Annotated in this window: 19 protein-coding genes, 7 tRNA genes and 2 other RNA genes; 19 read left to right on the top strand and 9 right to left on the bottom strand. The window is 53.3% G+C overall.

The genetic code is table 11. The features are described from left to right. Nucleotides 1–178: 178 nt before the first annotated feature. On the top strand, nt 179–1,525 hold the full coding sequence (fadL, locus tag OVA10_RS08885) for a long-chain fatty acid transporter FadL (RefSeq protein ID WP_100779403.1): 1,347 nt from the start codon (nt 179–181) through the stop codon (nt 1,523–1,525). Nucleotides 1,526–1,571: 46 nt separating this feature from the next. Here the strand turns inward: fadL and mlaA are convergent, their stop codons facing one another. Beyond that, complete coding sequence (gene mlaA / locus OVA10_RS08880) at nt 1,572–2,324, bottom strand: phospholipid-binding lipoprotein MlaA (RefSeq protein ID WP_268195796.1); 753 nt, start codon at nt 2,322–2,324, stop codon at nt 1,572–1,574. A 316-nt stretch (nt 2,325–2,640) separates the two neighbouring features. Between mlaA and OVA10_RS08875 the strand changes: the two genes are divergently transcribed. From OVA10_RS08875 to ypdK, 4 genes are all read left to right on the top strand, one after another. Continuing rightward, nucleotides 2,641–3,582 carry a formate/nitrite transporter family protein gene (locus tag OVA10_RS08875; protein WP_100779401.1) on the top strand — a complete coding sequence of 314 codons (942 nt, stop codon included), beginning with the start codon at nt 2,641–2,643 and terminating at the stop codon, nt 3,580–3,582. A 75-nt stretch (nt 3,583–3,657) separates the two neighbouring features. Further along, nucleotides 3,658–3,729, top strand: a tRNA-Arg gene (locus OVA10_RS08870). Between the two features lie 256 nt (nt 3,730–3,985). Continuing rightward, nucleotides 3,986–4,945: a kdo(2)-lipid IV(A) palmitoleoyltransferase gene (gene lpxP, locus OVA10_RS08865; protein ID WP_100779400.1), complete on the top strand. Its 960-nt coding sequence runs from the start codon at nt 3,986–3,988 to the stop codon at nt 4,943–4,945. A gap of 357 nt (nt 4,946–5,302) precedes the next feature. Then, nucleotides 5,303–5,374 (top strand): membrane protein YpdK, encoded by a 72-nt coding sequence (gene ypdK, locus OVA10_RS08860; protein ID WP_099458937.1) that lies wholly within the window; start codon nt 5,303–5,305, stop codon nt 5,372–5,374. Nucleotides 5,375–5,437: 63 nt separating this feature from the next. Here ypdK and alaC read toward each other — a convergent pair whose 3' ends face one another. Next, a complete protein-coding gene (alaC, locus tag OVA10_RS08855) occupies nt 5,438–6,673 on the bottom strand; it encodes an alanine transaminase (protein ID WP_100779399.1) in 1,236 nt (411 codons plus the stop codon). Between the two features lie 386 nt (nt 6,674–7,059). On the opposite strand from alaC, the gene OVA10_RS08850 reads away from it, so the two are divergent. Both OVA10_RS08850 and OVA10_RS08845 read left to right on the top strand, forming a co-directional pair. Next, complete coding sequence (locus OVA10_RS08850) at nt 7,060–8,757, top strand: sensor histidine kinase (RefSeq protein ID WP_231276614.1); 1,698 nt, start codon at nt 7,060–7,062, stop codon at nt 8,755–8,757. A gap of 12 nt (nt 8,758–8,769) precedes the next feature. Continuing rightward, complete coding sequence (locus tag OVA10_RS08845; protein ID WP_100779397.1) at nt 8,770–9,507, top strand: LytR/AlgR family response regulator transcription factor; 738 nt, start codon at nt 8,770–8,772, stop codon at nt 9,505–9,507. A gap of 36 nt (nt 9,508–9,543) precedes the next feature. Here OVA10_RS08845 and glk read toward each other — a convergent pair whose 3' ends face one another. Beyond that, nucleotides 9,544–10,509 carry a glucokinase gene (gene glk, locus OVA10_RS08840; RefSeq protein WP_100779396.1) on the bottom strand — a complete coding sequence of 322 codons (966 nt, stop codon included), beginning with the start codon at nt 10,507–10,509 and terminating at the stop codon, nt 9,544–9,546. A 205-nt stretch (nt 10,510–10,714) separates the two neighbouring features. On the opposite strand from glk, the gene OVA10_RS08835 reads away from it, so the two are divergent. After that, on the top strand, nt 10,715–11,950 hold the full coding sequence (locus tag OVA10_RS08835; RefSeq protein WP_100779395.1) for an ion channel protein: 1,236 nt from the start codon (nt 10,715–10,717) through the stop codon (nt 11,948–11,950). On the opposite strand, the gene ipdC is transcribed toward OVA10_RS08835, so the two are convergent. After that, nucleotides 11,951–13,609 carry an indolepyruvate decarboxylase gene (gene ipdC, locus OVA10_RS08830; RefSeq protein WP_268195795.1) on the bottom strand — a complete coding sequence of 553 codons (1,659 nt, stop codon included), beginning with the start codon at nt 13,607–13,609 and terminating at the stop codon, nt 11,951–11,953. A 183-nt stretch (nt 13,610–13,792) separates the two neighbouring features. On the opposite strand from ipdC, the gene mgrA reads away from it, so the two are divergent. Both mgrA and ypeC read left to right on the top strand, forming a co-directional pair. After that, on the top strand, nt 13,793–14,791 hold the full coding sequence (gene mgrA / locus OVA10_RS08825; RefSeq protein ID WP_268195794.1) for an L-glyceraldehyde 3-phosphate reductase: 999 nt from the start codon (nt 13,793–13,795) through the stop codon (nt 14,789–14,791). Nucleotides 14,792–14,916: 125 nt separating this feature from the next. Further along, nucleotides 14,917–15,261 carry a DUF2502 domain-containing protein YpeC gene (gene ypeC / locus OVA10_RS08820; RefSeq protein ID WP_100779391.1) on the top strand — a complete coding sequence of 115 codons (345 nt, stop codon included), beginning with the start codon at nt 14,917–14,919 and terminating at the stop codon, nt 15,259–15,261. A gap of 58 nt (nt 15,262–15,319) precedes the next feature. On the opposite strand, the gene OVA10_RS08815 is transcribed toward ypeC, so the two are convergent. After that, nucleotides 15,320–16,558 carry an Nramp family divalent metal transporter gene (locus OVA10_RS08815; RefSeq protein WP_100779390.1) on the bottom strand — a complete coding sequence of 413 codons (1,239 nt, stop codon included), beginning with the start codon at nt 16,556–16,558 and terminating at the stop codon, nt 15,320–15,322. Nucleotides 16,559–16,909: 351 nt separating this feature from the next. Here OVA10_RS08815 and nupC point away from each other — a divergent pair, with 351 nt between their 5' ends. Then, entirely contained in the window at nt 16,910–18,097 is a 1,188-nt protein-coding gene (gene nupC / locus OVA10_RS08810) for a nucleoside permease NupC (protein ID WP_100779389.1), read from the top strand. Between the two features lie 40 nt (nt 18,098–18,137). Here the strand turns inward: nupC and OVA10_RS08805 are convergent, their stop codons facing one another. From OVA10_RS08805 to OVA10_RS08795, 3 genes are all read right to left on the bottom strand, one after another. Beyond that, nucleotides 18,138–20,333 carry a sensor domain-containing phosphodiesterase gene (locus OVA10_RS08805; RefSeq protein WP_416079302.1) on the bottom strand — a complete coding sequence of 732 codons (2,196 nt, stop codon included), beginning with the start codon at nt 20,331–20,333 and terminating at the stop codon, nt 18,138–18,140. A 212-nt stretch (nt 20,334–20,545) separates the two neighbouring features. Then, nucleotides 20,546–20,621, bottom strand: a tRNA-Ala gene (locus OVA10_RS08800). Between the two features lie 38 nt (nt 20,622–20,659). Then, nucleotides 20,660–20,735: transfer RNA gene (locus tag OVA10_RS08795), tRNA-Ala, on the bottom strand. Nucleotides 20,736–20,952: 217 nt separating this feature from the next. On the opposite strand from OVA10_RS08795, the gene OVA10_RS08790 reads away from it, so the two are divergent. Together OVA10_RS08790 and OVA10_RS08785 are read left to right on the top strand one after the other, a co-directional pair. Then, a complete protein-coding gene (locus OVA10_RS08790; protein WP_142503417.1) occupies nt 20,953–21,315 on the top strand; it encodes a YfeC-like transcriptional regulator in 363 nt (120 codons plus the stop codon). Between the two features lies 1 nt (nt 21,316). Beyond that, entirely contained in the window at nt 21,317–21,712 is a 396-nt protein-coding gene (locus tag OVA10_RS08785) for a YfeC-like transcriptional regulator (RefSeq protein WP_100779386.1), read from the top strand. A gap of 50 nt (nt 21,713–21,762) precedes the next feature. Here the strand turns inward: OVA10_RS08785 and gltX are convergent, their stop codons facing one another. Beyond that, nucleotides 21,763–23,178, bottom strand: coding sequence for a glutamate--tRNA ligase (gene gltX / locus OVA10_RS08780; protein WP_268195792.1), 1,416 nt, complete (start codon nt 23,176–23,178; stop codon nt 21,763–21,765). Nucleotides 23,179–23,436: 258 nt separating this feature from the next. Here gltX and OVA10_RS08775 point away from each other — a divergent pair. The 6 genes from OVA10_RS08775 to OVA10_RS08750 all read left to right on the top strand — a co-directional run bounded on the left by OVA10_RS08775 (nt 23,437) and on the right by OVA10_RS08750 (nt 24,130). Then, a tRNA-Val gene (locus OVA10_RS08775) sits at nt 23,437–23,512 on the top strand. A 44-nt stretch (nt 23,513–23,556) separates the two neighbouring features. Then, a tRNA-Val gene (locus tag OVA10_RS08770) sits at nt 23,557–23,632 on the top strand. A 31-nt stretch (nt 23,633–23,663) separates the two neighbouring features. Beyond that, nucleotides 23,664–23,739: transfer RNA gene (locus tag OVA10_RS08765), tRNA-Val, on the top strand. Nucleotides 23,740–23,742: 3 nt separating this feature from the next. Continuing rightward, a tRNA-Lys gene (locus OVA10_RS08760) sits at nt 23,743–23,818 on the top strand. A gap of 31 nt (nt 23,819–23,849) precedes the next feature. Beyond that, nucleotides 23,850–23,974: non-coding RNA, RtT sRNA (locus tag OVA10_RS08755), on the top strand. Between the two features lie 31 nt (nt 23,975–24,005). Further along, nucleotides 24,006–24,130: non-coding RNA, RtT sRNA (locus tag OVA10_RS08750), on the top strand. Nucleotides 24,131–24,319: the final 189 nt, after the last annotated feature.

Below are 24,319 nucleotides of genomic sequence, written 5' to 3'. Positions count from 1 at the left end.
TCGTTTCAAAAAACATCTTTGAAAAACTTCAGAAACATACTTGCAACATCCCATCTGGTCCGACCTATACTCTCGCCACTGGTCTGATTTCTAAGTGTTACCGCAGACCCTACACTTCGCGCTCCTGTTACTCTATGTAACATATATTGCATAAAAATAACTCAATGAGGTTATGGTCATGAGCCAGAAAACCCTGTTCAAAAAGACTGCGCTGGCAGTCGCAGTGGCAATCGTATCAACCTCCGCCTGGTCAGCGGGCTTCCAGCTTAACGAATTTTCTTCCTCTGGCCTTGGCCGTGCATATTCTGGGGAAGGTGCGATTGCCGATGACGCAGGCAACGTGAGCCGTAACCCGGCGCTGATCACTATGTTTGATCGCCCGACCTTCTCAATGGGTGCCGTTTATATTGATCCTGATGTGAACGTTACCGGGAAATCCAATTTAACCGGACAGAGTGCTAACCAGGACAACATCGCGCCCGTCGCGTGGGTACCTAACATGCACTTTGTTATGCCAATCAACGATCAATTTGGCTGGGGCGCATCCGTCACATCCAACTATGGTCTGGCAACAGAGTTTAACGACAGCTACGCGGCCGGCATTTATGGCGGTAAGACTGACCTGCAGACCATCAACCTCAATCTGAGCGGCGCGTATCGTCTGGACAGCAACTGGAGCTTCGGTGTGGGCTTTGATGCGGTTTACGCGAAAGCCAAAATCGAGCGCTATGCGGGTTCACTCGGTCCACTGCTGGCAGGCCAACTGCAGGGGATGGTGCCTCCATCCATGCTGGACGGTATTAACTCCCCGGACGACCAGATTGCCTACCTTAAGGGTGACGAGTGGGGCTTCGGCTGGAACGCCGGTATCCTTTATGAGCTGGATAAAAACAACCGCTGGGGTCTGACCTACCGTTCTGAAGTGAAAATCGACTTCGACGGCGACTATAAAAGCTCCATTGACCCGAACCTGAGCAACATCTTCGCCAGCATGGGCCTGACCGGTCTGCCAGCGGGCACCGGCGGCAGAACCCAGAGCGGCGCGCTGACGCTGAACCTGCCAGAAATGTGGGAAGTGTCTGGTTATAACCGCGTGGCACCGCAGTGGGCTGTCCACTACAGCCTGACCTACACCAGCTGGAGTCAGTTCCAGGAGCTGAAAGCCACCGGCAACGACGGTCAGACGCTGTTCTATAAAGATGAAAGCTTCAAAGATGCTTATCGTATCGCGCTGGGTACGACCTACTACTACGATAAGAACTGGACCTTCCGTACCGGTATCGCGTTCGATGACAGCCCGGTTCCTGCGGACAAACGCTCCATTTCTATCCCGGATCAGGACCGTCTGTGGCTGAGCGCCGGTATGACTTATGCGTTTAACGACGATGCGTCTATCGATGTGGGTGCTTCTTATATGCACGGTCAGAACGTCAGCTTCACCGAGGGTGAAGGCCCTGCTGCGTACACCTTTAAATCTGAAGGTAAAGCCTGGCTGTTCGGTACCAACTTTAACTACGCGTTCTAATCGCGACGGCATTAAAAAAGGTGAGCATTTGCTCACCTTTTTTTATTTATTCTTTATCTATCTCTGAAAGTTCATTCTCGATAGCTTTGGCGTTTGGATTGTCTTCCGGTTTCAGCTTACCGCCGTTGGCAATAAAGTCGTGATTCTGGAAGTAGGCTTCACGCACCATAATGTACGGATCGGAAGACTGTCGCAGCAGGCCGTCGGAATCCAACAACTGAGCGCGTGTCTCAATCCCTTCCACGGTCCATTTACCAATAGACAGCGGCCAGGTCAGCCAAGAGAGCACCGGATAGAGGGTATCGACCATATCGCCACCGTCGTCACGAACGGTAAAGCTGCCGTAGAATGGCAGATGCATATACGGACCATAGCCCACGCCATAACTGCCCAGCGTGCTACCAAAACGGTGCGGCTGTTCACGCTGCAGCTTCGGATTGGCCATTCCCGCCACATCAATAAAGCCCCCCATCCCCAACAAACTGTTCAGGAAGAAACGAGTGAAGTGCACCATCCCCTGATATGGGTCGCCCTGAAGGAAGAAGTTCACCATCACAGCGGGTTCTTCCAGGTTACTGGTGAAATTGCTCAAACCATTACGAGCAGGTTGCGGAACGTAATCACGCCATGCCACAGCAACCGGGCGGACCAGATACGGGTCCAGCACGTTGTAGTTAAAGCTATACATGGATCGGTTGAATCCTTCTAAAGGATCGGAGCGCCCCGTTTGCTCTCCAGAGCTGGCACAGCCCACGAGCAACGTCGTGCCCAGCGCAAGCGCCGACAGCCGAAGTTTCATATATTTCTCCCTGTTAGTATGGCTATCGTTGACTGCCATCCGCGACAGAGCGCCTGGCGCTCTATGAATAGTCGTGCAAGTGATTGTAACAGCACGTTTCGGGATGTCCACGCACACAGTGACAGGCAACCATCTGCCATCACTCTGATCTCAGCATAGCCTGCTTTATCATTTCTTTTCGTCGGCAATTTTATCCTGTGTCTGAAGGTGATGTATCGCCTTTATTGCCATTGCCGGAAAAATAAGAGCTTCCCCACGGGCATTATCCGGAAAACCGCTACGATTATGGTAATGACAACGAAGCGAGACGCCCCAGATGGATGAACTAAACGCAGAAAAAATTGATAAACATACTGATGAGCTGGAAGTGGAAAGTGAAGAAAAACAGCGGGGTGGCAAAATCGAAGTCGATGAAGACCATCTCCCCTCACGGGCGATGGCTATCCACGAGCATATCCGTCAGGACGGTGAAAAAGAGCTTGAGCGCGATGCGATGGCGCTGTTCTGGTCAGCCATCGCCGCCGGGTTATCGATGGGGGCCTCCCTGCTCGCAAAAGGGATCTTTCACGTGCAGCTGGAGGGGGTTCCGGGTGGGTTCCTGCTTGAAAACCTTGGTTACACCTTTGGTTTTGTCATCGTCATTATGGCGCGTCAGCAGCTGTTCACGGAAAACACCGTGACGGCGGTGCTGCCGGTGATGCAAAAACCGACATGGGGAAATTTCGGCCTTCTGATGCGCCTGTGGGGCGTGGTCCTGCTGGGGAATATTATCGGCACTGGCGTGGCAGCCTGGGCGTTCGAATATATGCCGATATTTGATGAACCCACCCGGGATGCATTCATTAAAATCGGTATGGACGTGATGAAAAATACCCCGGCTGAGATGTTCGCCAACGCCATTATCTCAGGCTGGATCATTGCCACTATGGTCTGGATGTTCCCCTCTGCGGGTGCGGCCAAAATCGTGGTAATCATCTTGATGACCTGGCTTATCGCACTGGGCGACACTACCCACATTGTCGTTGGTACGGTGGAGGTGCTGTATCTGGTGTTTAACGGCACCCAGCACTGGAGTGATTTCTTCTGGCCGTTCGCGCTGCCGACACTGGCAGGAAATATCTGCGGCGGGACCTTTATTTTCGCCCTGTTGAGCCATGCGCAAATCCGCAACGACATGTCCAACAAGCGTAAGGCCGAGCTGAAGGAAAAGGAAAAAGCCCGACAAAACAAGGACGAGAATCCAAAAAAAATCGACTAAATGGCGACACTTTAAGCAGTCAGGCGGTATCAAGCTTAACGCCCTGTGTAAATGAGGCTATACTCGTGCCGCTTCGTCCCCTTAGTTAAATGGATATAACGAGCCCCTCCTAAGGGCTAGTTGCAGGTTCGATTCCTGCAGGGGACACTTTCCTGCCCAGATCAATGCACGCTCTCCCATGAAATATCCACCGCCACGGCTTTTCCCCCATGAGATACACTTAACTGAAACGATTCCTGATTCGGCCTTTTTCCAGTAAAAACAAGTCATAGAAAAGCGCGTATAAGGGTGCTAATCTACGCAGCCCGCCTTGTACCGAAAGTGGTCTGGCAGCGCCGTAAAGTTGGGTAAGGCCTGCAACGATAATCCAAAACTACGGTCTAAATCAGCACGTTGTAACGCAATGTTTGCGCTACCTTCTCTAGCTTCACATAGGTTCACTACTTTGTCTCAATGCAAATTCGAAAGTGCATTTTTACACCCACGTTACTGGCTCACATGGTTTGGCCTTGGCCTGCTTTGGGTGCTCGTTCAATTGCCCTACCCCGCTATACAAATTCTTGGCTCAAGTTTAGGCAGCGCTTCCCGTGTTTTTCTGAAGCGTCGGGAGTCTATTGCCCGCAGAAACCTTGAACTTTGTTTTCCTGATTACAGTGTCGAACAGCGCGAGAAGCTGATCGCCGAAAACTTCAAATCCATCGGAATGGCGCTGCTGGAAACCGGTATGGCCTGGTTCTGGCCGGACGAGCGCGTGCGTAAATGGTTCGACGTTGAAGGGCTGGAAAACCTGAAACAGGTTCAGGCACAAAATCGTGGCGTCATGGTGATCGGCGTGCATTTTATGTCGCTGGAACTGGGTGGCCGCGTGATGGGTCTTTGCCAGCCCATGATGGCGACCTATCGCCCGCACAACAATCTGCTGATGGAATGGGTACAGACGCGTGGCCGTATGCGCTCAAACAAAGCGATGATCAGCCGCAATAACCTGCGTGGGCTGGTGAATGCCCTTAAGAAAGGGGAAGCGGTATGGTTCGCGCCCGATCAGGATTATGGGCGTAAAGGCAGCAGTTTTGCCCCGTTCTTCGCGGTGAAAGATGTCGCCACCACGAACGGGACATTCGTTATCTCGCGTCTTTCTGGTGCGCCGATGCTGACGGTGACCATGGTCAGAAAAGCCGATAAGTCTGGCTATCGTCTGTTTATCTCTCCTGAGCTGCATAATTACCCACAGGATGAGCGCGAAGCCGCAACGTACATTAATAAAGTGATCGAAAGCGAAATCATGCGTGCACCGGAGCAGTATCTGTGGGTGCATCGCCGCTTTAAGACCCGTCCTGTCGGCGAAACCTCGCTCTATATCTAGTCTCTTTATCAGGTTAGTTTCTCTAAGAAACTAACCTTTTCAGTCACCTGTAATCACCCGCCGTTACTTTCCATTCTCACCTTCGCTCAACCTGTTTTATTACGCTGCGAAATTATACTGTCGCCGTTCCACGACACTCGTAAGTTACGGAAATGATACAAAAAAATGCCTCTTGTCACCCCCCATATTTAGGCGTACATTAGCGCCGTCTGGCAATAGGAACGCACAGAATTCTGGGCTGGTGTCATCGACGTAGCGGGATAATTCTTATTTCCGGCCTGGTCTGATTTCAGCTCTCTATACTCAGTTGGACTCTGTTTTTTTATGGCGTATCTATTGATGCGCGGAGCGATGAACGTGAAATATTTCTTTATGGGCATTTCGGTGATTGTTTTAGTGTGGGCCGGAACCTTTGCCCTGATGATCTGAGCGAAGAAAATACAGTTAAAAAAACAGGAGCCATTGGCTCCTGTTTTTTTATGCAAAATCCGCCTAGTCAGATTCAGTCGAACTCTTCTTTTCCACCGGCAATAACCCGTCGGCGCGGAACATGCTTTTAATGCCTCTCACCGCCTGACGAATGCGGTCGCTGTTTTCGATAAGTGCGAAGCGAACGTGGGTATCGCCATAGTCACCGAAACCAATGCCCGGCGAGACGCAGACTTTGGCATCCTGCAGCATCTTTTTCGCAAACTCCAGCGACCCCATTGCTGCATAGTGCTCGGGGATTTTGGCCCAGACGTACATAGAGGCTTTCGGCACCTCGACCATCCAGCCCGCTTCGTGCAGGCCTTTCACCAGCACATCGCGGCGGCGTTTGTACTGCGCGGCGATGTCATGCACGCACTGCTGATCGCCTTCCAGGGCAGCAATCGCCGCAACCTGCAACGGCGTAAAGGTGCCGTAGTCATGATAGCTTTTGATACGTGCCAGCGCGTTGACCAGCGTTTTATTGCCAACCATAAAGCCGATACGCCAGCCTGCCATGTTGTAGCTTTTTGACAGGGTGAAGAACTCCACTGCCACGTCGCGCGCACCCGGCACCTGCATTATGGAAGGCGCTTTCCAGCCGTCAAAGACGATATCGGCGTACGCCAGATCGTGCACCACCAGCACATCATAGCGCTTCGCCAGCGCGACCACTTTCTCGAAGAACTCCAGCTCGACGCACTGCGCCGTTGGGTTCGACGGGAATCCGAGGATCATCATTTTCGGTTTCGGGTAGCTTTCACGAATCGCGCGTTCCAGTTCGTTGAAAAAGTCGACGCCCTCCACCAGCGGCACGGAGCGAACCTGTGCCCCTGCGATCACTGCACCATAAATATGGATTGGATAGCTCGGGTTGGGCACCAGCACCGTATCACCGTGATCGAGCGTCGCCAGCATCAGGTGCGCCAGCCCCTCTTTCGAACCAATGGTAACGATGGCTTCGCTTTCGGGATCGATATCCACATGATAGCGATCCTGATACCAGCGGGAGATTGCCCGACGCAAACGCGGAATCCCGCGAGAGGTGGAATAGCCGTGTGTATCCGGGCGCTGCGCCACGGTGCACAGTTTTTCAACGATGTGCGGCGGCGTTGGCCCGTCAGGGTTACCCATGCTGAAATCGATAATGTCTTCGCCGCGCCGACGCGCAGCCATTTTCAGTTCAGCAGTGATATTAAAAACATAAGGGGGGAGACGATCAATACGCGTAAAACGGCGTTCAGGACTGAATTCAGCCATAGATTCCTCAGATTCACGTTAGCGCCCGGACCGTCCGAGCGACGCTGCCACGAATGTGGCGTGCTTAGAAAATAGCCTGATTCAAATCCGGCTGTCGAGAGGGGAGTGAAAAAATAATGAGTCCCCTAAAACAGGAAGGGTGTTTCGGCTAAAAGCGGAAGTCGATTCAACAAAACCGTGTTGGCGATACCATTTTTTAACTAAATGATATCAATGGAGTTACAAACAGCCTGCCGCTGATGGCTAACCCGCGACGTATCCAGGCAAAAAAGTGCAATCCCCTTTGAAATGGAGGGCTTTTCCCCATTTGAGAAATCAGAGGGATGTCTGGTCATTGTGCACAAGGTTTCCTATCATAGATTTTTCCCGTTTTCCCAGGTTCACTTGTGCACGAAATATTCAATATGCTGCTGGCGGTCTTCGATCGCGCGGCATTAATGCTGATTTGTCTCTTCTTCCTGATCCGCATCCGGCTCTTTCGCGAGCTTCTGCACAAATCCGCTCACTCACCGAAAGAGCTGCTGGCCGTCACGGCGATCTTCTCTATGTTTGCCCTGTTCAGCACCTGGTCCGGCGTGCGGGTGGAAGGTTCGCTGGTCAACGTGCGCATTATCGCCGTCATGTCGGGCGGCATTCTGTTTGGCCCGTGGGTAGGAATTATCACCGGCATTATTGCCGGTACGCACCGCTATCTGATTGATATCGGCGGCGTCACGGCAATCCCCTGCTTTATCACCAGCATTATCGCAGGCGCGTTGTCCGGCTGGATCAACCGTAAGATCCCGAAAAAACAGCACTGGCGAGCGGGGATCGCCGCCGGGATGCTGTGCGAAACCCTCACCATGATCCTCGTGGTGGCCTGGGCGCCCACGGTTGAGCTGGGGCTGGATATCGTCTCCAAAATCGGCATTCCGATGATTCTCGGCAGCGTCTGCATTGGCTTTATCGTCCTGCTGGTGCAGAGCGTCGAGGGGGAAAAAGAGGCCAGCGCCGCACGCCAGGCAAAGCTGGCGCTCGATATTGCCAATAAAACGCTGCCGCTGTTCCGCCATGTCAACGCGGAGTCGCTGCGACAGGTCTGCGATATTATTCGCCGCGATATCCACGCGGATGCGGTCGCCATCACCAACATCGACCACGTTCTGGCCTATGTCGGCGTGGGGGAAGATAACTACCGCGATAATGACGATACCATCAGCCCGACCACGCGTCAGGCGCTCAATAACGGTAAAATCATTATTAAAAACAATGACGAGGCACACCGGACGCCTGAAATTCACTCCATGCTGGTTATTCCACTGTGGGAGAAAGGCGTGGTGACCGGCACGCTGAAAATTTACTACTGCCACGCGCACCAGATCACCTCTTCCTTACAGGAGATGGCGATTGGCCTGTCGCAGATTATCTCCACTCAATTGGAAGTGTCGCGCGCTGAGCAGCTGCGGGAAATGGCAAATAAGGCAGAGCTGCGCGCGCTGCAAAGTAAGATCAATCCCCATTTTCTGTTTAACGCCCTGAACGCCATCTCTTCGTCGATTCGCATGAATCCGGACACCGCCCGTCAGCTGATTTTTAATTTGTCGCGCTATCTGCGCTACAACATCGAGCTGAAAGACGATGAGCAGATCGACATCAAAAAAGAGCTGTACCAGATTAAAGATTACATCGCGATTGAGCAGGCGCGCTTTGGCGATAAGCTCACGGTTATTTACGATATCGATGAAGAGGTGCACTGCGTGATCCCAAGCCTGCTGATCCAGCCGCTGGTGGAGAACGCGATAGTTCACGGTATTCAGCCGTGTAAAGGCAAAGGCGTGGTGACCATTAGCGTGGAAGAGTGCGGGAATCGCGTGCGGGTGGCGGTGCGGGATACCGGTCACGGCATCGATCCCAACGTGATTGCGCGCGTGGAATCGAACGAAATGCCAGGCAATAAAATTGGTCTGCTGAATGTGCATCACCGCGTAAAATTACTGTACGGCGAAGGGCTGCATATCCGTCGCCTGGAGCCTGGCACGGAAATCGCTTTTTACGTCCCTAATGAACGGCTTCCCGTTCATACCCAGACGCTGTTGTTGCCTTAAACGGAGTGACCGATGAAAGTCATCATTGTGGAAGATGAAATCCTCGCCCAACAGGAATTAAGCTGGCTGATCAAAGAACACAGCCAGATGGAGATCGTGGGCACCTTTGAGGATGGGCTGGACGTACTGAAGTTTTTGCAGCATAACCGCGTCGATGCCATTTTTCTGGATATCAATATTCCGTCGCTGGACGGCGTACTGCTGGCGCAAAATATCAATCAGTTCGCCCACAAGCCGTTTATTGTGTTTGTCACCGCGTGGAAAGAGCATGCCGTTGAGGCCTTTGAGCTGGAAGCGTTCGACTACATTCTGAAACCCTATCAGGAGTCGCGCATTGTCAGCATGCTGCAAAAACTGGAGCTGGCCTGGCAGCAGCAGAACAGCCCGGCAGTCAGCCCTGCGCCCGCCGCCACGCGCGAAAATGACACCCTGAATCTCATCAAGGATGAGCGGATTATCGTCACGCCGATGGATGATATTTATTATGCGGAAGCGCATGAAAAGATGACGTTCGTTTATACCCGCCGGGATTCATTTGTCATGCCGATGAATATCACCGAGTTTTGCGCCAAACTCCCCGCCTCGCACTTTTTCCGCTGTCACCGTTCGTTCTGCGTCAATCTCAATAAGATCCGCGAAATCGAACCCTGGTTTAACAATACCTATATTTTACGGCTGAAGGATCTGGATTTTCAGGTGCCGGTGAGTCGCAGCAAGGTGAAAGAGTTCAGGCAATTAATGCATTTTTGACGCCCTCTCCAGAAAGAAGAGGGCGGCGAGAGGTAATCAGAGATACTGCCCCAGCGTTTGACGCAGATGCGCGCCGGAACCCAGCAGGCCTGGGTTGTCATGCACGATCAGGAAAACGGGGATATCCTGCACGTAAGACTTGAAACGCCCTTTGTCTTCAAAACCGCCGCGGAAACCAGACGCTTTAAAGAACTCGAGGAAGCGCGGCACTATTCCACCGGCGATATAGACGCCGCCAAAGGTGCCGAGATTCAGCGCCAGGTTGCCGCCAAAGCGCCCCATGATCACGCAGAACAGCGACAGCGCACGACGACAGTCGGTGCAGCTATCGGCCAGCGCGCGCTCGGTGACATCTTTCGGCTGCAGGTTTTCAGGCAGACGCCCATCGGATTTCACAATCGCACGATAAAGATAAACCAGCCCAGGACCGGAGAGCACACGTTCGGCGGAAACGTGCCCCAGCTCGGCGCGCAGCTCCTGCAAAATAATGCCCTCTTCTTCGCTGTTTGGCGCAAAGTCAACGTGACCGCCCTCGCCCGGCAGGCTCACCCAGCGTTTATCGACGTGAACCAGGTGCGAAACGCCCAGCCCGGTACCCGCACCGTAAACGGCAATCGGCTTACCTTCGACCGGCTCGGCCCCGCCGAACTGAATCAGATGTTCAGGCTTGAGCATCGGGATCGCCATAGAAACGGCCGTAAAATCGTTAATAATTTCCAGATGGGCGAAACCGAGATTCTTTTTCATCTCGGCAATGGAAAAGGCCCAGGTGTGGTTGGTCATCGCCACCCAGTCACCGGTAATCGGGCAGGCAATGGCGATACAGCCATCCTCGACGCTGACCTGACGCTCATCCAGATAGACGCGAACTACCGCTTCGAGGCTTGGATAATCCAGCCCTGAATAGGCCTTTGCCTGAGAGATTTCACCGGTATTAATATCGCATAGCGCCAGCCGGGCATTGGTGCCGCCCACATCGCCTACTAAAGCATATTTTGTCATTCTTCTACTGCTCCGCTAAAGTCAGAATAAATCTTTGGAACACTGTAAGTTCAAGGCGTGATAACAACAACGGCCTGAAGGCGAGTGGCCCAGGATTATCGATCTTCGTCACAGAATAACTTTACCGTTTCAGCACCTTTTGCACTATTGCCGTCAACCTGATTGTGCAAAGTCATGCTAATTATTTTTGTACAAGGAAATCATCATGCTCCATCCGCGCGCCAGAACCATGCTGCTGTTAGCAATACCTGCGCTGATTATTGGTATTGCGTCGAGTCTGGTGTTAATCGTGGTGATGAAAATCGCCTCGGTGCTGCAGACGTTATTGTGGTCTACGCTTCCGGGGCAGCTGGGTGTTGATGTGAGTTCTCCGGCGTGGATCATCCTGATGTTAACCCTGACCGGGCTTGCCGTCGGTCTGGTGATTCGCTTTAGTCCAGGACATGCCGGTCCCGATCCGGCGCTGGAGCCGCTGATCGGTGCGCCGGTCAATCCGATGGCGCTGCCGGGCCTGATTCTTGCGCTGGTGATTGGCCTCGCGGGCGGCGTGAGCCTCGGGCCGGAACATCCCATTATGGCGGTGAATATCGCCCTTGCGGTGTACCTCGGCGCACGCATCCTGCCGCGCGTCGGCGCGCTGGACTGGACAATTCTGGCGTCAGCGGGAACCATCGGCGCATTGTTTGGCACCCCCGTTGCCGCCGCGCTGATTTTTTCTCAAACCCTGAGTTCTGATAACGACGTGCCGCTGTGGGATCGCCTTTTCGCCCCACTGATGGCCGCTGCTGCCGGGGCACTGACCACCAGCCTGTTCTTCCAGCCTCACTTTTCGCTGCCCATCCCCCACTACGGACACATGCAGCTGGCCGATATTTTCAGCGGCGCGATTGTTGCCGCCATCGCCATCGCGCTGGGTATGGTCGCCGTCTGGTGCCTGCCGCGTCTGCACCTGCTGGTGCACAAGCTGAAACATCCGGTGCTGATTCTGGGCGTAGGCGGATTTTTGCTGGGCATTCTGGGGGCTATTGGCGGGCCGATTACCCTGTTTAAGGGGCTGGACGAGATGCAGCAGATGGCGTTCAGCCAGGTGTTTAGCGTGTCAGATTATTTCCTGTTTGCGGTGGTGAAACTGGCTGCGGTGGTCGTGGCCGCCGCGTGCGGCTTTCGCGGTGGGAGGATCTTCCCGGCGGTGTTTATCGCCGTGGCATTGGGCCTGATGCTGCATGAGCACGTCGATGCAGTTCCGGCGGCAATTACCGTTTCCTGCTCGATTCTGGGGTTTGTACTGGTAGTCACGCGCGATGCGTGGCTGAGCCTGTTTATGGCGGTGGTCGTGGTGCCGGATACCAATCTGCTGCCGTTACTTTGCATTGTGATGTTGCCCGCCTGGCTCTTGCTGGCGGGCAAACCGATGCTGATGGCCTGGCGGCCCAAGAAATAGTCAGGCGTTATTTCGCGCCTCCAGTGCCTGAGTGATGGCGCTTAACAGCGGAGGAATATCCTCTTTGGGCAGCATCACTTCGATCAGCGACAATTTTTCGCTGTGCGCGACCTTCTCAAGGATCTCCGCCAGCTGGACCGTTTCGCTCACCCGCCAGCACTCAGCCTGACCATTCTGGCTCAGGGCTTGCGGGAGCTGCGTCCAGTTCCACAGCGCGATATCGTTATAGCGCTGTTTCGGCCCGTGGATCGCCCGCTCAACGGTGTAGCCTTCGTTGTTGAGCACCAGAATCACCGGATGCTGATTATCCCGTAGCATCGAACCCATCTCCTGAATGGTCAGCTGCGCCGCGCCGTCGCCGGTCAGAACGATCACCCGCCGGTCCGGACACGCCGTTTGCGCGCCGAAAGCAGCCGCCAGCGTGTAACCAATCGACCCCCACAGCGGCTGAACGATAAAGTTTACATCTGTAGGCAAGCGCAGCGCTGCCGCACCGAACGCGGAGGTGCCCTGGTCGGCGAGAATAATGTCGCCGGGGCGAATGAAGGTTTGCAGCGTGTGCCAGAAATTATCCTGCGTGAGCGTGCCCTCATGATAGTGATGTTCGAGCGGCGCCTGGCGAGACGGCGCGGCGTGATCTTTGACGTGCTGTTTACACAGCGCGGATAAGATCTCGACCGCTTTGCTCATCGGAATCCCGGTGAACCATCTCTCACCCACGCGGGCGGCGTGCGGCTGAACTTCGATAGTGCGGGCCGCAGGAAGATTGTGGGTAAATCCGGCTGTCAGCGTATCGGTGAAACGCGTGCCGACGCAGATGATAGTCTCGGCCTCTTCAATCGCCTCTCTCACCCCCTCCGCGCTCGCCGAGCCGCTGTAAGTGCCGTAAAAACCGGGCTGACGTTCGTCAAAGATCCCTTTGCCCATCAGCATGGTGGCGTGGGCTATCGGGGTGTCATTCACCCATTTCTGCAGCGGCGCTTTCAGGCCGTAACGCAGTACCAGGAAATCGGCCAACAATGCGGTACGTTTGCTGCCAGCGATGCGTGCTTCCGCCGCATCGCGGAAGGCTTTAAGACAGGCGCTGTCGGCATGAGAGGTGCGCTCAGTGAGAGCGTTTACAGGCGGTGTGGCCGGTTTTTTTGCCACGTCAGCAGGCAACATCAGGTACCCCGGACGACGCTCCCGCAGCATGATCGATAATACGCGATCGATTTCATAGCAGGCGTTTTGCTCCGTGAGAATGGCCTGGGCCACAGTCACCGGCTCACTCATCCGATAGAAATGGCGGAACTCTCCGTCGCCCAGCGTGTGGTGCAGCAGTTCACCTTTTTGCTGGGCGGCACTCCCCGGCGCGCCCACGATATGCAGTACCGGCACATACTCCGCAAAGCTGCCGGCAACGCCATTCATGGCGCTTAACTCCCCCACGCCAAAGGTGGTGAGCAGTGCGGAAAAGCCCTTGCAGCGAGCATAGCCATCGGCGGCATAGGCGGCGTTTAATTCGTTGGCACAGCCCACCCAGCGGATGTCGGGGCTGTCGATAACATGGTCGAGAAACTGCAAATTGTAGTCGCCTGGCACGCCGAACAGATGTTCAGCGCCGCAGTGTTTTAGTCGTTCCAGCAGGTAATCGGCGACGCAATAGGGGGTTCGCATAACAGGTGTCCTTCTGACGTTGACCTCACTTTGAGTATTAAAGAAGCGTGATGACTGTCCAGGAATGGCAGTAAGAAGGCACTGGAAAGAATGTTTTACGCAAAATGGCGGTGTAATCTGATTTACTGCGCGTGAGTGTAAACGTATACACTGATGGATTATTTCCGGTAAGAGGGTCTGAGCATGGTTTTTGATGCGGATAAAATGCGTTATCAGTCAATGCAGTATCGTCGTTGCGGCCAGAGCGGCCTGAAGCTGCCCGCCATTTCACTCGGCTTATGGCATAACTTTGGCGATACCACCTTAATTGACACCAGTCGTCAACTTTTACAGCGGGCCTTTGAGCTTGGCATTACCCACTTCGATCTGGCCAATAACTATGGCCCACCTCCCGGCTCCGCAGAATCAAACTTTGGTCGCATTTTTCGGGAGGATTTTCAGCCTTACCGCGACGAATTGATCATCTCGACGAAAGCGGGATACACCATGTGGGACGGTCCCTACGGTGACTGGGGCTCGCGTAAATACCTGATTGCCAGCCTCGATCAGAGCCTGAAACGTATGGGGCTGGAATACGTGGATATTTTCTATCACCACCGTCCGGCCCCGGAAACACCGCTGCGAGAGACGATGAAAGCCCTCGACCACGTCGTGCGACAGGGAAAAGCGCTGTACGTCGGCTTGTCGAATTATCCGGCAGAACTGGCGCGACAGGCGATTGAGATCCTGGACGATCTCGGCACGCCGTGCCTGATCCACCAGCCTAAATACTCGATGTTTGAGCGTGCGCCTGAACAAGGGCTGCTGTCCATGCTGCAGGAAAAAGGGGTCGGCTGTATTCCGTTCTCTCCGCTGGCCGGGGGGCAACTGACGGACCGTTATCTGAATGGGATTCCAGCGGATTCACGCGCCGCCAGCGGCAGCCGGTTCCTGAACCCGGATCAGATCACCGAAGAGAAAATCAGCCAGGTTCGCGAGCTGAACGCGCTGGCCGAAAGCCGGGGCCAAAAACTCTCGCAGATGGCGCTCGCCTGGGTGCTACGCCATGACGCCGTTACCACGGTACTGATTGGTGCCAGCAAAACGGCGCAAATCGAAGATGCGGTCGGCACACTGAAAAATCTCCACTTTACCGCTGACGAGCTGAATACGATTGACGTGATCCTGAGCCGGTCAAAATAAAACCGTTTTTAGCAAAAAGTGCTCCCCTCCATGAATTAGGAGTTGAGGCGATTAAACGGGGCTTTACGGCCCCGTAATATTGCGTTAACAGGCCGTCTACGGCCCCGATCGTGAAGGAGAAGAGAATGTTCAGGTCACTGATTCTTGCAGCTGTATTAATGGCTTCAGCACCGCTGGTCGCTAATGCGGGCGAAATCACCCTGTTGCCATCAGTGAAATTACAAATTGGCGATCGTGACAATTATGGTAACTACTGGGACGGCGGTGGCTGGCGCGACCGTGATTACTGGCACCGCAACTATGAATGGCGAAAAGACCGCTGGTGGAGGCATGATAATGGCCGTCACCGTGGCTGGGACAACCGCAAAGCCTATGAACGCGGCTACCGCGAAGGCTGGAGCGACCGGGACGATCGTCGTGGCCGACCGGGTCATGGACGCGGACACGGACACGGTGGTCACCATCACTAAATACACATCACTCAATACAAAAAGGAGCCAACTGGCTCCTTTTTTCATCTCTGATAATTTATAGCCCCAGCGCGGTCCCAATCAGCAACCACAGGTTCAGGGCCACCACCAGCACCACGATAACCCAGCCGATACGTTTGACCAGCCGGGTATTCACCAGATCGCCCATTAACGTCTGGTTACTGGTGAAGATCAGCAGCGGCACCAGCGCCAGCGCGATACCGAAGCTCAACAGCACCTGGCTCATCACCAGAATACGCGTCGGGTCCAGCCCCATCAGGATCACAATAAACGACGGCATCATCGTCACGGATCGGCGTACCCACAGGGGAATATGAAAACGCACAAACCCCTGCATGACCACCTGCCCTGCCAGCGTCCCGACCACCGTTGACGAGAGGCCCGCTGCAACCAGGCTCAGACCAAAAATAGTCGCCGCCGCGTGGCTGAGAAGTGGTTCGAGCGTCAGATAAGCCTGATCGAGATCGGCGATACCGGTGTGGCCGCTGAAATGGAAAGCCGCCGCTGCCGTCGCCATCATCGCCAGATTCACAAACCCGGCGATGGTCATCGCGATACCGACATCCCATTTGGTAGCCGAATAACGCTCCCGGCGTGAGCCCTCGTGGGCGTGCTGTGTCAGCGAGGAGTGCAGATAAATCACGTGCGGCATAATAGTCGCACCCAGTACGCCCGCCGCGAGGAAGACCGCTTCTGACGTCGGCAGAGTAGGAATAATCATGCCTTTACCCAGCTGCGCCAGATTTGGCTGGGAGAAGATCAGCTCGACAATATAGGCCGCGGCGACAAACAGCAGCAAGCCGCCAATCACCAGCTCCAGCGGTTTTTGACCACGGCGCTGCAGCATTAAAATCAGGAAAGTGGCGATCCCGGTGAGCACCGCCCCCTGGAGTAGCGACACCCCCAATATCAGTTTAAAGCCGATGGCCGCGCCGATAAATTCCGCCAGATCGGTGGCCATGGCGATAATTTCGGCCTGCACCCAGTAAAACCACACCACCGGACGCGGATAGTGATCGCGGATCTGTTCAGCGAGGTTTTTCCCCGTCGCGATCCCCAGTTTTGCGGAGAGCACCTGAATGAGCATCGCCATCAGGTTTGCCCAGACCACCACCCACAGCAATTTGTAGCCAAAGCTCGCCCCGGCCTGAATGTTGGTCGCAAAATTACCTGGATCGATATAGCCAATGGCAGCGATGAACGCAGGTCCCATTAACGCAAACCTCAGCTTGCGCGCTGCTCTGCCACTGCTACCCTCTACGCGACTGTTTGTCATTTCTGCCTCTGGAAATATAGCCTTTGCTATGTTTCATGCTATCAAAATGAGAATGATTATCAAGATCATTTAGATGGTTTATAGTGATTTCTCTGATAGCTCTGAACGATAGGTGGGGCGGATGCAATGAAACGATCTCACAGAGCGTGAAATCGCACAGTCATTTGTGAAGCGTAGCACACAAACGTAACTTTTCACTCATTTACATAACATAACGGAAGTGTATGGTTGATCACTATTTTTGAGACTCGTCACAGGATGTAACTATAGTGTGGTCTTGATCTCGTTTTCTTTGTGCTTGTTACATAGAATGTGCACGGAAATTAAACCTGCCTCATATTTGGAGCAAATATGGACCGCGTCCTTCATTTTGTCCTGGCACTTGTTGTCGTTACTGCACTTGCATTGCTGGTCAGCACAGACCGCAAAAACATTCGTATTCGTTATGTTGTACAGCTGCTCGTCATTGAAGTTTTACTTGCGTGGTTCTTCCTGAACTCCAACGTAGGCCTGGGCTTCGTGAAAGGCTTCTCCGAAATGTTCGAAAAACTGCTCGGATTTGCTAACGAAGGGACGAACTTTGTCTTCGGCAGCATGAACGATCAAGGCCTGGCGTTCTTCTTCCTGAAAGTGCTTTGCCCAATCGTCTTTATCTCTGCGCTGATCGGTATCCTGCAGCACATCCGCGTTCTGCCGGTTGTGATTCGCGCGATCGGTTTCCTGTTATCCAAAGTCAACGGCATGGGTAAACTGGAATCTTTCAACGCAGTCAGCTCCCTGATTCTGGGTCAGTCCGAGAACTTTATCGCGTATAAAGATATCCTCGGCAAAATGTCCCGCAACCGCATGTACACCATGGCGGCTACCGCAATGTCTACTGTATCCATGTCTATCGTGGGCGCATACATGACAATGCTGGAACCAAAATACGTGGTGGCTGCGCTGGTTCTGAACATGTTCAGCACCTTTATCGTGCTGTCGCTGATCAACCCGTACCGCGTTGACGCCAGCGAAGAAAATATCCAGATGTCTAACCTGCACGAAGGCCAGAGCTTCTTCGAAATGCTGGGCGAATACATTCTGGCAGGCTTCAAAGTGGCGATTATCGTGGCCGCGATGCTGATCGGCTTCATCGCCCTGATCGCTGCACTGAACGCCCTGTTCGCCGCTGTGCTGGGTATCTCCTTCCAGGGCATTCTGGGCTACATCTTCTACCCTGTTGCATGGGTGATGGGTGTTCCGGCTCACGAAGCGCTGCAGGTGGGCAGTATCATGGCCACCAAACTGGTTTCCAACGAATTCGTTGCCATGATGGATCTGCAGAAAATTGCCAGCACGCTCTCTCCGCGCGCAGAAGGCATTCTGTCTGTGTTCCTGGTTTCCTTCGCTAACTTCTCATCCATCGGCATCATCGCTGGTGCGATTAAAGGTCTGAACGAAGAGCAAGGTAACGTGGTTTCTCGCTTCGGCCTGAAACTGGTTTACGGTTCAACGCTGGTGAGCGTCCTGTCTGCGTCTATCGCTGCACTGGTACTGTAATCAGAAATAAAAAAGCCGGGGGTTTTTGCCCCCGGCTTTTTTACGCCTCCAGTTCGGCAAGCGGCTGCGGTTTCCCAATCAAATACCCCTGCAGATAATCGACCCCGATCTCAAGCAACAGCTGTCGTTGCGCCGGTGTTTCAACAAATTCGGCCACCACATACAGGGATTTGGTCTTTGCCAGATTGCAAATCGACGCCACAATCGTCGCATCCATGCTGTCAGTACAGATATCTTTTACGAAACATCCGTCGATTTTGATGATGTCAGCCTGCAGGCGTTTTAACCGTTCGTAGTTAGCGTATCCCGTCCCGAAATCATCAATCGCAATTTTAAAACCATACTCGCGCATCTGCTGGATATTCTGGATGCTGGATTCTGAGTCCGAGAAGGCCTGCTCTTCCGTGACCTCCAGAATGACCGCCTGCGGCGCGATGGCGTAGCGCTCAAACAGGGCAATGATTTCGGCGGCGACGTCTTTTTGATTGAGCGTCATCGGCATCAGATTGACAGAAAAACGGGCACTGTTTGGCGGTGTGGCATGGGTGCTCAGCCAGATCAGCACCTTTTCCACCACGCAGAGGTCAAAACGATGACTCAGGTTGAACTGGGCAATCAGCGGGATGAAACGATCGGGGGTAATGATTTCGCCGTCGCTCTCCAGTCGGGTGAGAATTTCGTGGTAGCCCTCACCCACAGCATTCTGGATGGGCTGAGCATACAGACGCACACCCCCCTCCTCCAGCGCCCGTTTTACCCGGCTCAACATTAAGACGCGCTCCGTTGTTTGCCCTGAAACCCTCTCAACGCTATTCGTCAGCGCCAGCACTCTGTGAGTAACGCAGGATTGCTCTGAGAGCCAGCTCAGTTGCCCAAGCGTATGGTGAAGGTTTTCGCCCTCCTGCCCTTCCAGCTCTCCCCAGGCTGCACCAAACTCGATGTCTAGCCCGGTGTTGTTCCAGTAAATCTTGCGGCTGTTCAGCCGATCGACGATGTGCTGGAGGCGCTCTCCAGTGTCCGGGCCTGACAGCACCAGAATCAATTCACTGCCCGGCAGCTGGAAGAATTTTTCGTTCGCCTGCAGTAACGGCTGAACTGACGAGGTAATGGCTCGCTTACAGTAGATGCGCATCAACATCCCGTAATGGCGACTAAGAAACCCCAGATTTCCCATACGCAGACAGCAGATTTTGGCATCCGGATAGTGCTGCAAATAGTCTTCCAGGGCGCGCATATTGGCTAAACCTGTGAGCGGATCGGTTAGCGCCCTTTCGTGCCAGCCTTGCTTCAGCCATTCACTGCGATGATAGATCCGCGACATGTACATCAAACAGATCGCGAAAGAGATCAGGACCGACAGGACAAATGCCAGCGCGTAGCCGTTCTGCACGCCATTCAGAAAGTTTTTGTTATAGGTCAGCAGCAAGAAAACGGAAATTGCCCAGCTCAGGGAAACAAGCGCATAGCTCATCCGACTAATCGCGACGGTAAAAAGAATAAATATGAGGGGGACCAGATACCCGGAGATATAGTTTTCTTCAATTGGCGCGCACAAGATCAGCATCACCAGCGACAAACCCATCAGCCAGAGTAATGCAAATACGGGATTATTTTGAATAAGATACGGCTTAATGCTTCGTAACCAGAAGGTACGAGCATAGCGGGGATTAATTATCATTCTTAAGGGGTAATAGAACATCATTGTAAATATCAGGCTGGCACAAAACAGGCTCTGTATATCCACAATGTTATAAATTGGTGTCCCATCGCCAAAGAAGTTTGAAATGGAAAGAGGAAAATCAAAGAAATAACCGGCTAAGTACATCGACACTTTTATGCCGAGGGGAATGGCGAATCCCAGCCAGAAAATGCGTATCCCGATATGCTGGTTAGGTAGCCCGAATCGCCAGCGCCTGCCCAGCAGGACGCGCACCACGCCGCACGCTGCAAACACCGACGCCGTCTGACAGAAGAGGATAACGACCTGCTGAAGTATCGTTAACTGAAACTGATAAAAATTCGTTAACGCAAAACTGAAAATAATGGGAAGAATAGCGTGACGGCCAAACAAGAAGATCACTGCCAGCATAACGCTCAACGGCAGCCAGGCTAAATAGACGTAATGGCCATCCAGAAAGGTTTTCGGGGAAATGTAGCGAGAAAAAGGAACAATCACCAGGCACAAGATTTGCGCTAGCATAAATAATTGTAAATTATTACGTAGGTGACTTTTCATTCTTAGCAAGGCGCTATTTCCCAGGCGAATAATTGGCTGAATGAATGGTAAGTTTATTAATTGAGCGAATCAAGTTTCCGGGTTTAAATGCTCCGATTTATTGATTTCGATAAAGGTCTGAGAGGTAAACATACACGTGTGGCAACAAAAAAGGCAGGAGTTGATAACAAACGCATAAAAAAACCCCCGCCTTTCGGCGAGGGTCTGAATTTTGGTGGAGCTAAGCGGGATCGAACCGCTGACCTCTTGCATGCCATGCAAGCGCTCTCCCAGCTGAGCTATAGCCCCACAGTTCTTTACGTTCCAAACTCTCCTGGATAAGAATTTGGTGGAGCTAAGCGGGATCGAACCGCTGACCTCTTGCATGCCATGCAAGCGCTCTCCCAGCTGAGCTATAGCCCCAACGTAAAGCTGTCGTGTTGACGGGCGGCATAATATGAATTCCACCGCAGAGTGTCAACGGCAAAATCAGCCCTTCCCTTTCAATCGTCGAAAAATCAGGCAAATGAATCACATTGCGAAGCTGCTCGCAGCCAGTAGTTAAACCTGTCACGTTTTCGCATAAAAGGGTGCTATAACATGAAGCACTCATTAACCCTACTAATATTCAGGTAATTGCATGATCAAGGAACGAATGACGCCAGAGGAGTTATCCCGGCTCACTGGTTATAGCCGACAGACCATCAATAAATGGGTACGAAAAGAGGGTTGGAAAACATCACCAAAGCCAGGTGTTCAGGGCGGTAAAGCGCGTCTGGTCCACGTTAATGAAAAGGTGCGCGAGTTTATCCGCAGCGCGTCTCGCATTACTGAGGACTCTCAGCCCGGTGAAAACGTGTCCGACACGAGTTCGCTCACTTCTCTCCTGCTGACCCTGGCCAATGAAATGACACCGGATGAGCAAAAGCAGCTAACCACTTTACTACTGCGGGATGGGATTACCGGATTGCTACAACGTTTAGGGATACGCGACCAGAGTTGATATGAAAAGATTACGGAGCAAGATGACCACGGAAGAGCTGGCTGATAGCCTCGGGGTCGCCAAACAAACAGTAAACCGCTGGATACGTAAACAAGGATGGAAAACGGAAGCGCTGAACGGCGTGAAAGGCGGCCGGGCCAGGCTCATCCATATCGATTCCCGCGTGCGTGAACACCTTATCAGTCTCCCTGCGATGCGTAGCCGCCAGGCTATTTATCAGCTCGCTGAAGCGTCCGTTGAGTATGGCGAGGTGAAAACGACCAGCCTGTTACGTCAGGTGACGGCTCCCCTGGAGAACATGACGCCACTCGAACAAGAGAGGCTCGCTGTATTGCTGGCACGTGAAGGTATTCAGGGGTTCCTTACCCGGCTCGGTATTGCTGAAGAAGAGGCATAAAAAAACGGCAGGATAACCTGCCGTTTTGCCGCTCGTTTGTAGCGGGGTGATTACTGCTGGCTTTCGCGCTCAGCAATAAAGCCCAGGGCTTTGTTAATACGCGCAACGCTACGGGTTTTGCCAATCGCGTGGACAGTAACATCCAGGCCCGGTGACTGACCCGCGCCGGTCACTGCTACACGCAGTGGCATACCGACTTTACCCATGCCCACTTCCAGCTCATCGGCCGTTGCCTGAATCGCATGATGAACGTTTTCTGCGGTCCAGTCGGTCAGTGCCGCCAGCTTATCGCGCACCACTTCGAGCGGCTGACGCGCAACCGGACGCAGGTGTTTTTTCGCGGCGTCAGCATCAAACTCGTCAAACTCTTCGTAGAAATAACGGCAGCTTTCCGCAATCTCTTTCAGGGTTTTGCAGCGCTCACCCAGCAGTTTGACCAGATCCGCCAGTTCCGGACCGGTACGGGTATCAATGTTTGCGTGCTCAATGTGCCACTGCAAATAGGTCGCAACGTACTCGGCTGGCATGGTGTTGATGTAGTGATGGTTCAGCCACAGCAGTTTATCAGTGTTAAACGCACTGGCAGATTTGCTCACGGCATTCAGGGAGAACAGCTTGATCATCTCTTCACGGCTGAAGATCTCCTGATCGCCGCTGGACCAGCCCAGACGCACCAGGTAGTTCAGCAGTGCTTCTGGCAGATAGCCATCATCACGGTACTGCATCACGCTCACGGCACCGTGACGTTTGGACAGTTTTTTACCGTCGTCACCGTTAATCATCGACACGTGCGCATAAACCGGCACAGGCGCATTCAGCGCTTTCAGGATGTTGATCTGACGTGGCGTGTTGTTGATATGGTCTTCACCACGGATAACGTGAGTGATTTCCATATCCCAGTCATCCACTACAACGCAGAAGTTGTAGGTCGGTGAGCCGTCGGTACGGCGAATAATCAGATCGTCCAGCTCCTGGTTGCTGAACTCAATCGGACCACGGATCTGATCGTCAAAGATCACAGAGCCTTCCTGCGGGTTAGCAAAACGCACTACGCACGGCTCATCAGCAGCATGATGCTCATGGCTGTGGCGGCAGCGGCCGTCGTAGCGAGGCTTATCGCCGTTCGCCATTTGCTCTTCACGCAGCGCTTCCAGACGCTCTTTGGAGCAGTAACATTTATACGCGGTGCCTGCGACCAGCATTTCATCAATGACGGCGTTATAGCGATCAAAACGTTTCGTCTGGAAATACGGGCCTTCATCCCACTCCAGGTTCAGCCAGTTCATGCCATCCATGATGGCTTCAATAGCTTCCGGTGTGGAACGCTCGAGATCGGTGTCTTCAATACGCAGCACGAACTCACCGCCGTGGTTACGTGCAAAAAGCCAGGAATAAAGAGCAGTACGGGCACCACCGACGTGCAGATAGCCTGTCGGGCTGGGCGCGAAGCGAGTTTTGATTTTCATGAAATGGCCTTACGTTATAAAGATGCCGACGACCGGCAAATGCTGGGAAAAAAACAATGGGCAATATTCTATCACTGTGGGGCGATTCCTCAATGATGTTGCCTGATTGACATGCAGGTTTGCGAAATTTGTTTAGAAATCATGCTGCGCGGGACATTTTGTGATCCGTTTGTTTAATTTTACGACGAACAAACAAAATCTTTAGAAAAGGCGTTGACTCATTTTCAACTCTCCCTATAATGCGACTCCACACAGCGGGGGTGATTAGCTCAGTTGGTAGAGCACCTCCTTTACACGGAGGGGGTCGGCGGTTCGAGCCCGTCATCACCCACCATCTACTTTACGTAGATACCGCAGTGTAGATAAGAATTTAAGATTGGGCGATTAGCTCAGTTGGTAGAGCATCTCCTTTACACGGAGGGGGTCGGCGGTTCGAGCCCGTCATCGCCCACCATTCTTAAATCTTGTTTTAGTAGTACCGAAATGGGTGATTAGCTCAGTTGGTAGAGCACCTCCTTTACACGGAGGGGGTCGGCGGTTCGAGCCCGTCATCACCCACCATTCGGGTCGTTAGCTCAGTTGGTAGAGCAGTTGACTTTTAATCAATTGGTCGCAGGTTCGAATCCTGCACGACCCACCAATGTAGAAAGGCGCCCTAAAGGCGCCTTTTTGCTATGCGTAATTCGGCAGGATGAGAACCTGCTGCAGGTTCGAGTCGAACGAAGTGAGACACCGGAGCCGCCTGCGGCGACGGCCCGAAGGGCGAGCGAAGCGAGTCATCCTGCACGACCCACCAATGTAGAAAGGCGCCCTAAAGGCGCCTTTTTGCTATGCGCAATTCGGCAGGATGAGAACCTGCAGCAGGTTCGAGTCGAACGAAGTGAGACACCGGAGCCGCCTGTGGCGACGGCCCGAAGGGCGAGCGAAGCGGGTCATCCTGCACGACCCACCAATGTGGAAAGGCGCCCTAAAGGCGCCTTTTTGCTGTGCGCAATTAATAACCCCAAAGTCGATTATCCGCTGGCGCTTCGCTTAAGATACCTGCCCTATTTCAGGCACATCTCCCCTCCCAGATCTGGCAGGTTCCCTCAAGCTATGGATTTTTATGCCGATATGCTTGTTTTATGGCGAGAGGATTTAA

It is taken from the genome of Lelliottia sp. SL45 (assembly GCF_026672535.1).
Taxonomy (GTDB): Bacteria; Pseudomonadota; Gammaproteobacteria; order Enterobacterales; family Enterobacteriaceae; genus Enterobacter; species Enterobacter nimipressuralis.
This window is presented reverse-complemented; position numbering and strand designations above follow the sequence as displayed.

Excerpts from the sequence above, each read along its gene's own strand:
- fadL (WP_100779403.1), top strand. The coding sequence starts at position 179 with ATGAGCCAGAAAACCCTGTTCAAAAAGACTGCGCTGGCAGTCGCAGTG.
- mlaA (WP_268195796.1), bottom strand. The coding sequence starts at position 2,324 with ATGAAACTTCGGCTGTCGGCGCTTGCGCTGGGCACGACGTTGCTCGTG.
- OVA10_RS08875 (WP_100779401.1), top strand. The coding sequence starts at position 2,641 with ATGGATGAACTAAACGCAGAAAAAATTGATAAACATACTGATGAGCTG.
- lpxP (WP_100779400.1), top strand. The coding sequence starts at position 3,986 with ATGTTTGCGCTACCTTCTCTAGCTTCACATAGGTTCACTACTTTGTCT.
- alaC (WP_100779399.1), bottom strand. The coding sequence starts at position 6,673 with ATGGCTGAATTCAGTCCTGAACGCCGTTTTACGCGTATTGATCGTCTC.
- OVA10_RS08845 (WP_100779397.1), top strand. The coding sequence starts at position 8,770 with ATGAAAGTCATCATTGTGGAAGATGAAATCCTCGCCCAACAGGAATTA.
- glk (WP_100779396.1), bottom strand. The coding sequence starts at position 10,509 with ATGACAAAATATGCTTTAGTAGGCGATGTGGGCGGCACCAATGCCCGG.
- OVA10_RS08835 (WP_100779395.1), top strand. The coding sequence starts at position 10,715 with ATGCTCCATCCGCGCGCCAGAACCATGCTGCTGTTAGCAATACCTGCG.
- ipdC (WP_268195795.1), bottom strand. The coding sequence starts at position 13,609 with ATGCGAACCCCCTATTGCGTCGCCGATTACCTGCTGGAACGACTAAAA.
- mgrA (WP_268195794.1), top strand. The coding sequence starts at position 13,793 with ATGGTTTTTGATGCGGATAAAATGCGTTATCAGTCAATGCAGTATCGT.
- ypeC (WP_100779391.1), top strand. The coding sequence starts at position 14,917 with ATGTTCAGGTCACTGATTCTTGCAGCTGTATTAATGGCTTCAGCACCG.
- OVA10_RS08815 (WP_100779390.1), bottom strand. The coding sequence starts at position 16,558 with ATGACAAACAGTCGCGTAGAGGGTAGCAGTGGCAGAGCAGCGCGCAAG.
- nupC (WP_100779389.1), top strand. The coding sequence starts at position 16,910 with ATGGACCGCGTCCTTCATTTTGTCCTGGCACTTGTTGTCGTTACTGCA.
- OVA10_RS08805 (WP_416079302.1), bottom strand. The coding sequence starts at position 20,333 with ATGAAAAGTCACCTACGTAATAATTTACAATTATTTATGCTAGCGCAA.
- OVA10_RS08790 (WP_142503417.1), top strand. The coding sequence starts at position 20,953 with ATGATCAAGGAACGAATGACGCCAGAGGAGTTATCCCGGCTCACTGGT.
- OVA10_RS08785 (WP_100779386.1), top strand. The coding sequence starts at position 21,317 with ATGAAAAGATTACGGAGCAAGATGACCACGGAAGAGCTGGCTGATAGC.
- gltX (WP_268195792.1), bottom strand. The coding sequence starts at position 23,178 with ATGAAAATCAAAACTCGCTTCGCGCCCAGCCCGACAGGCTATCTGCAC.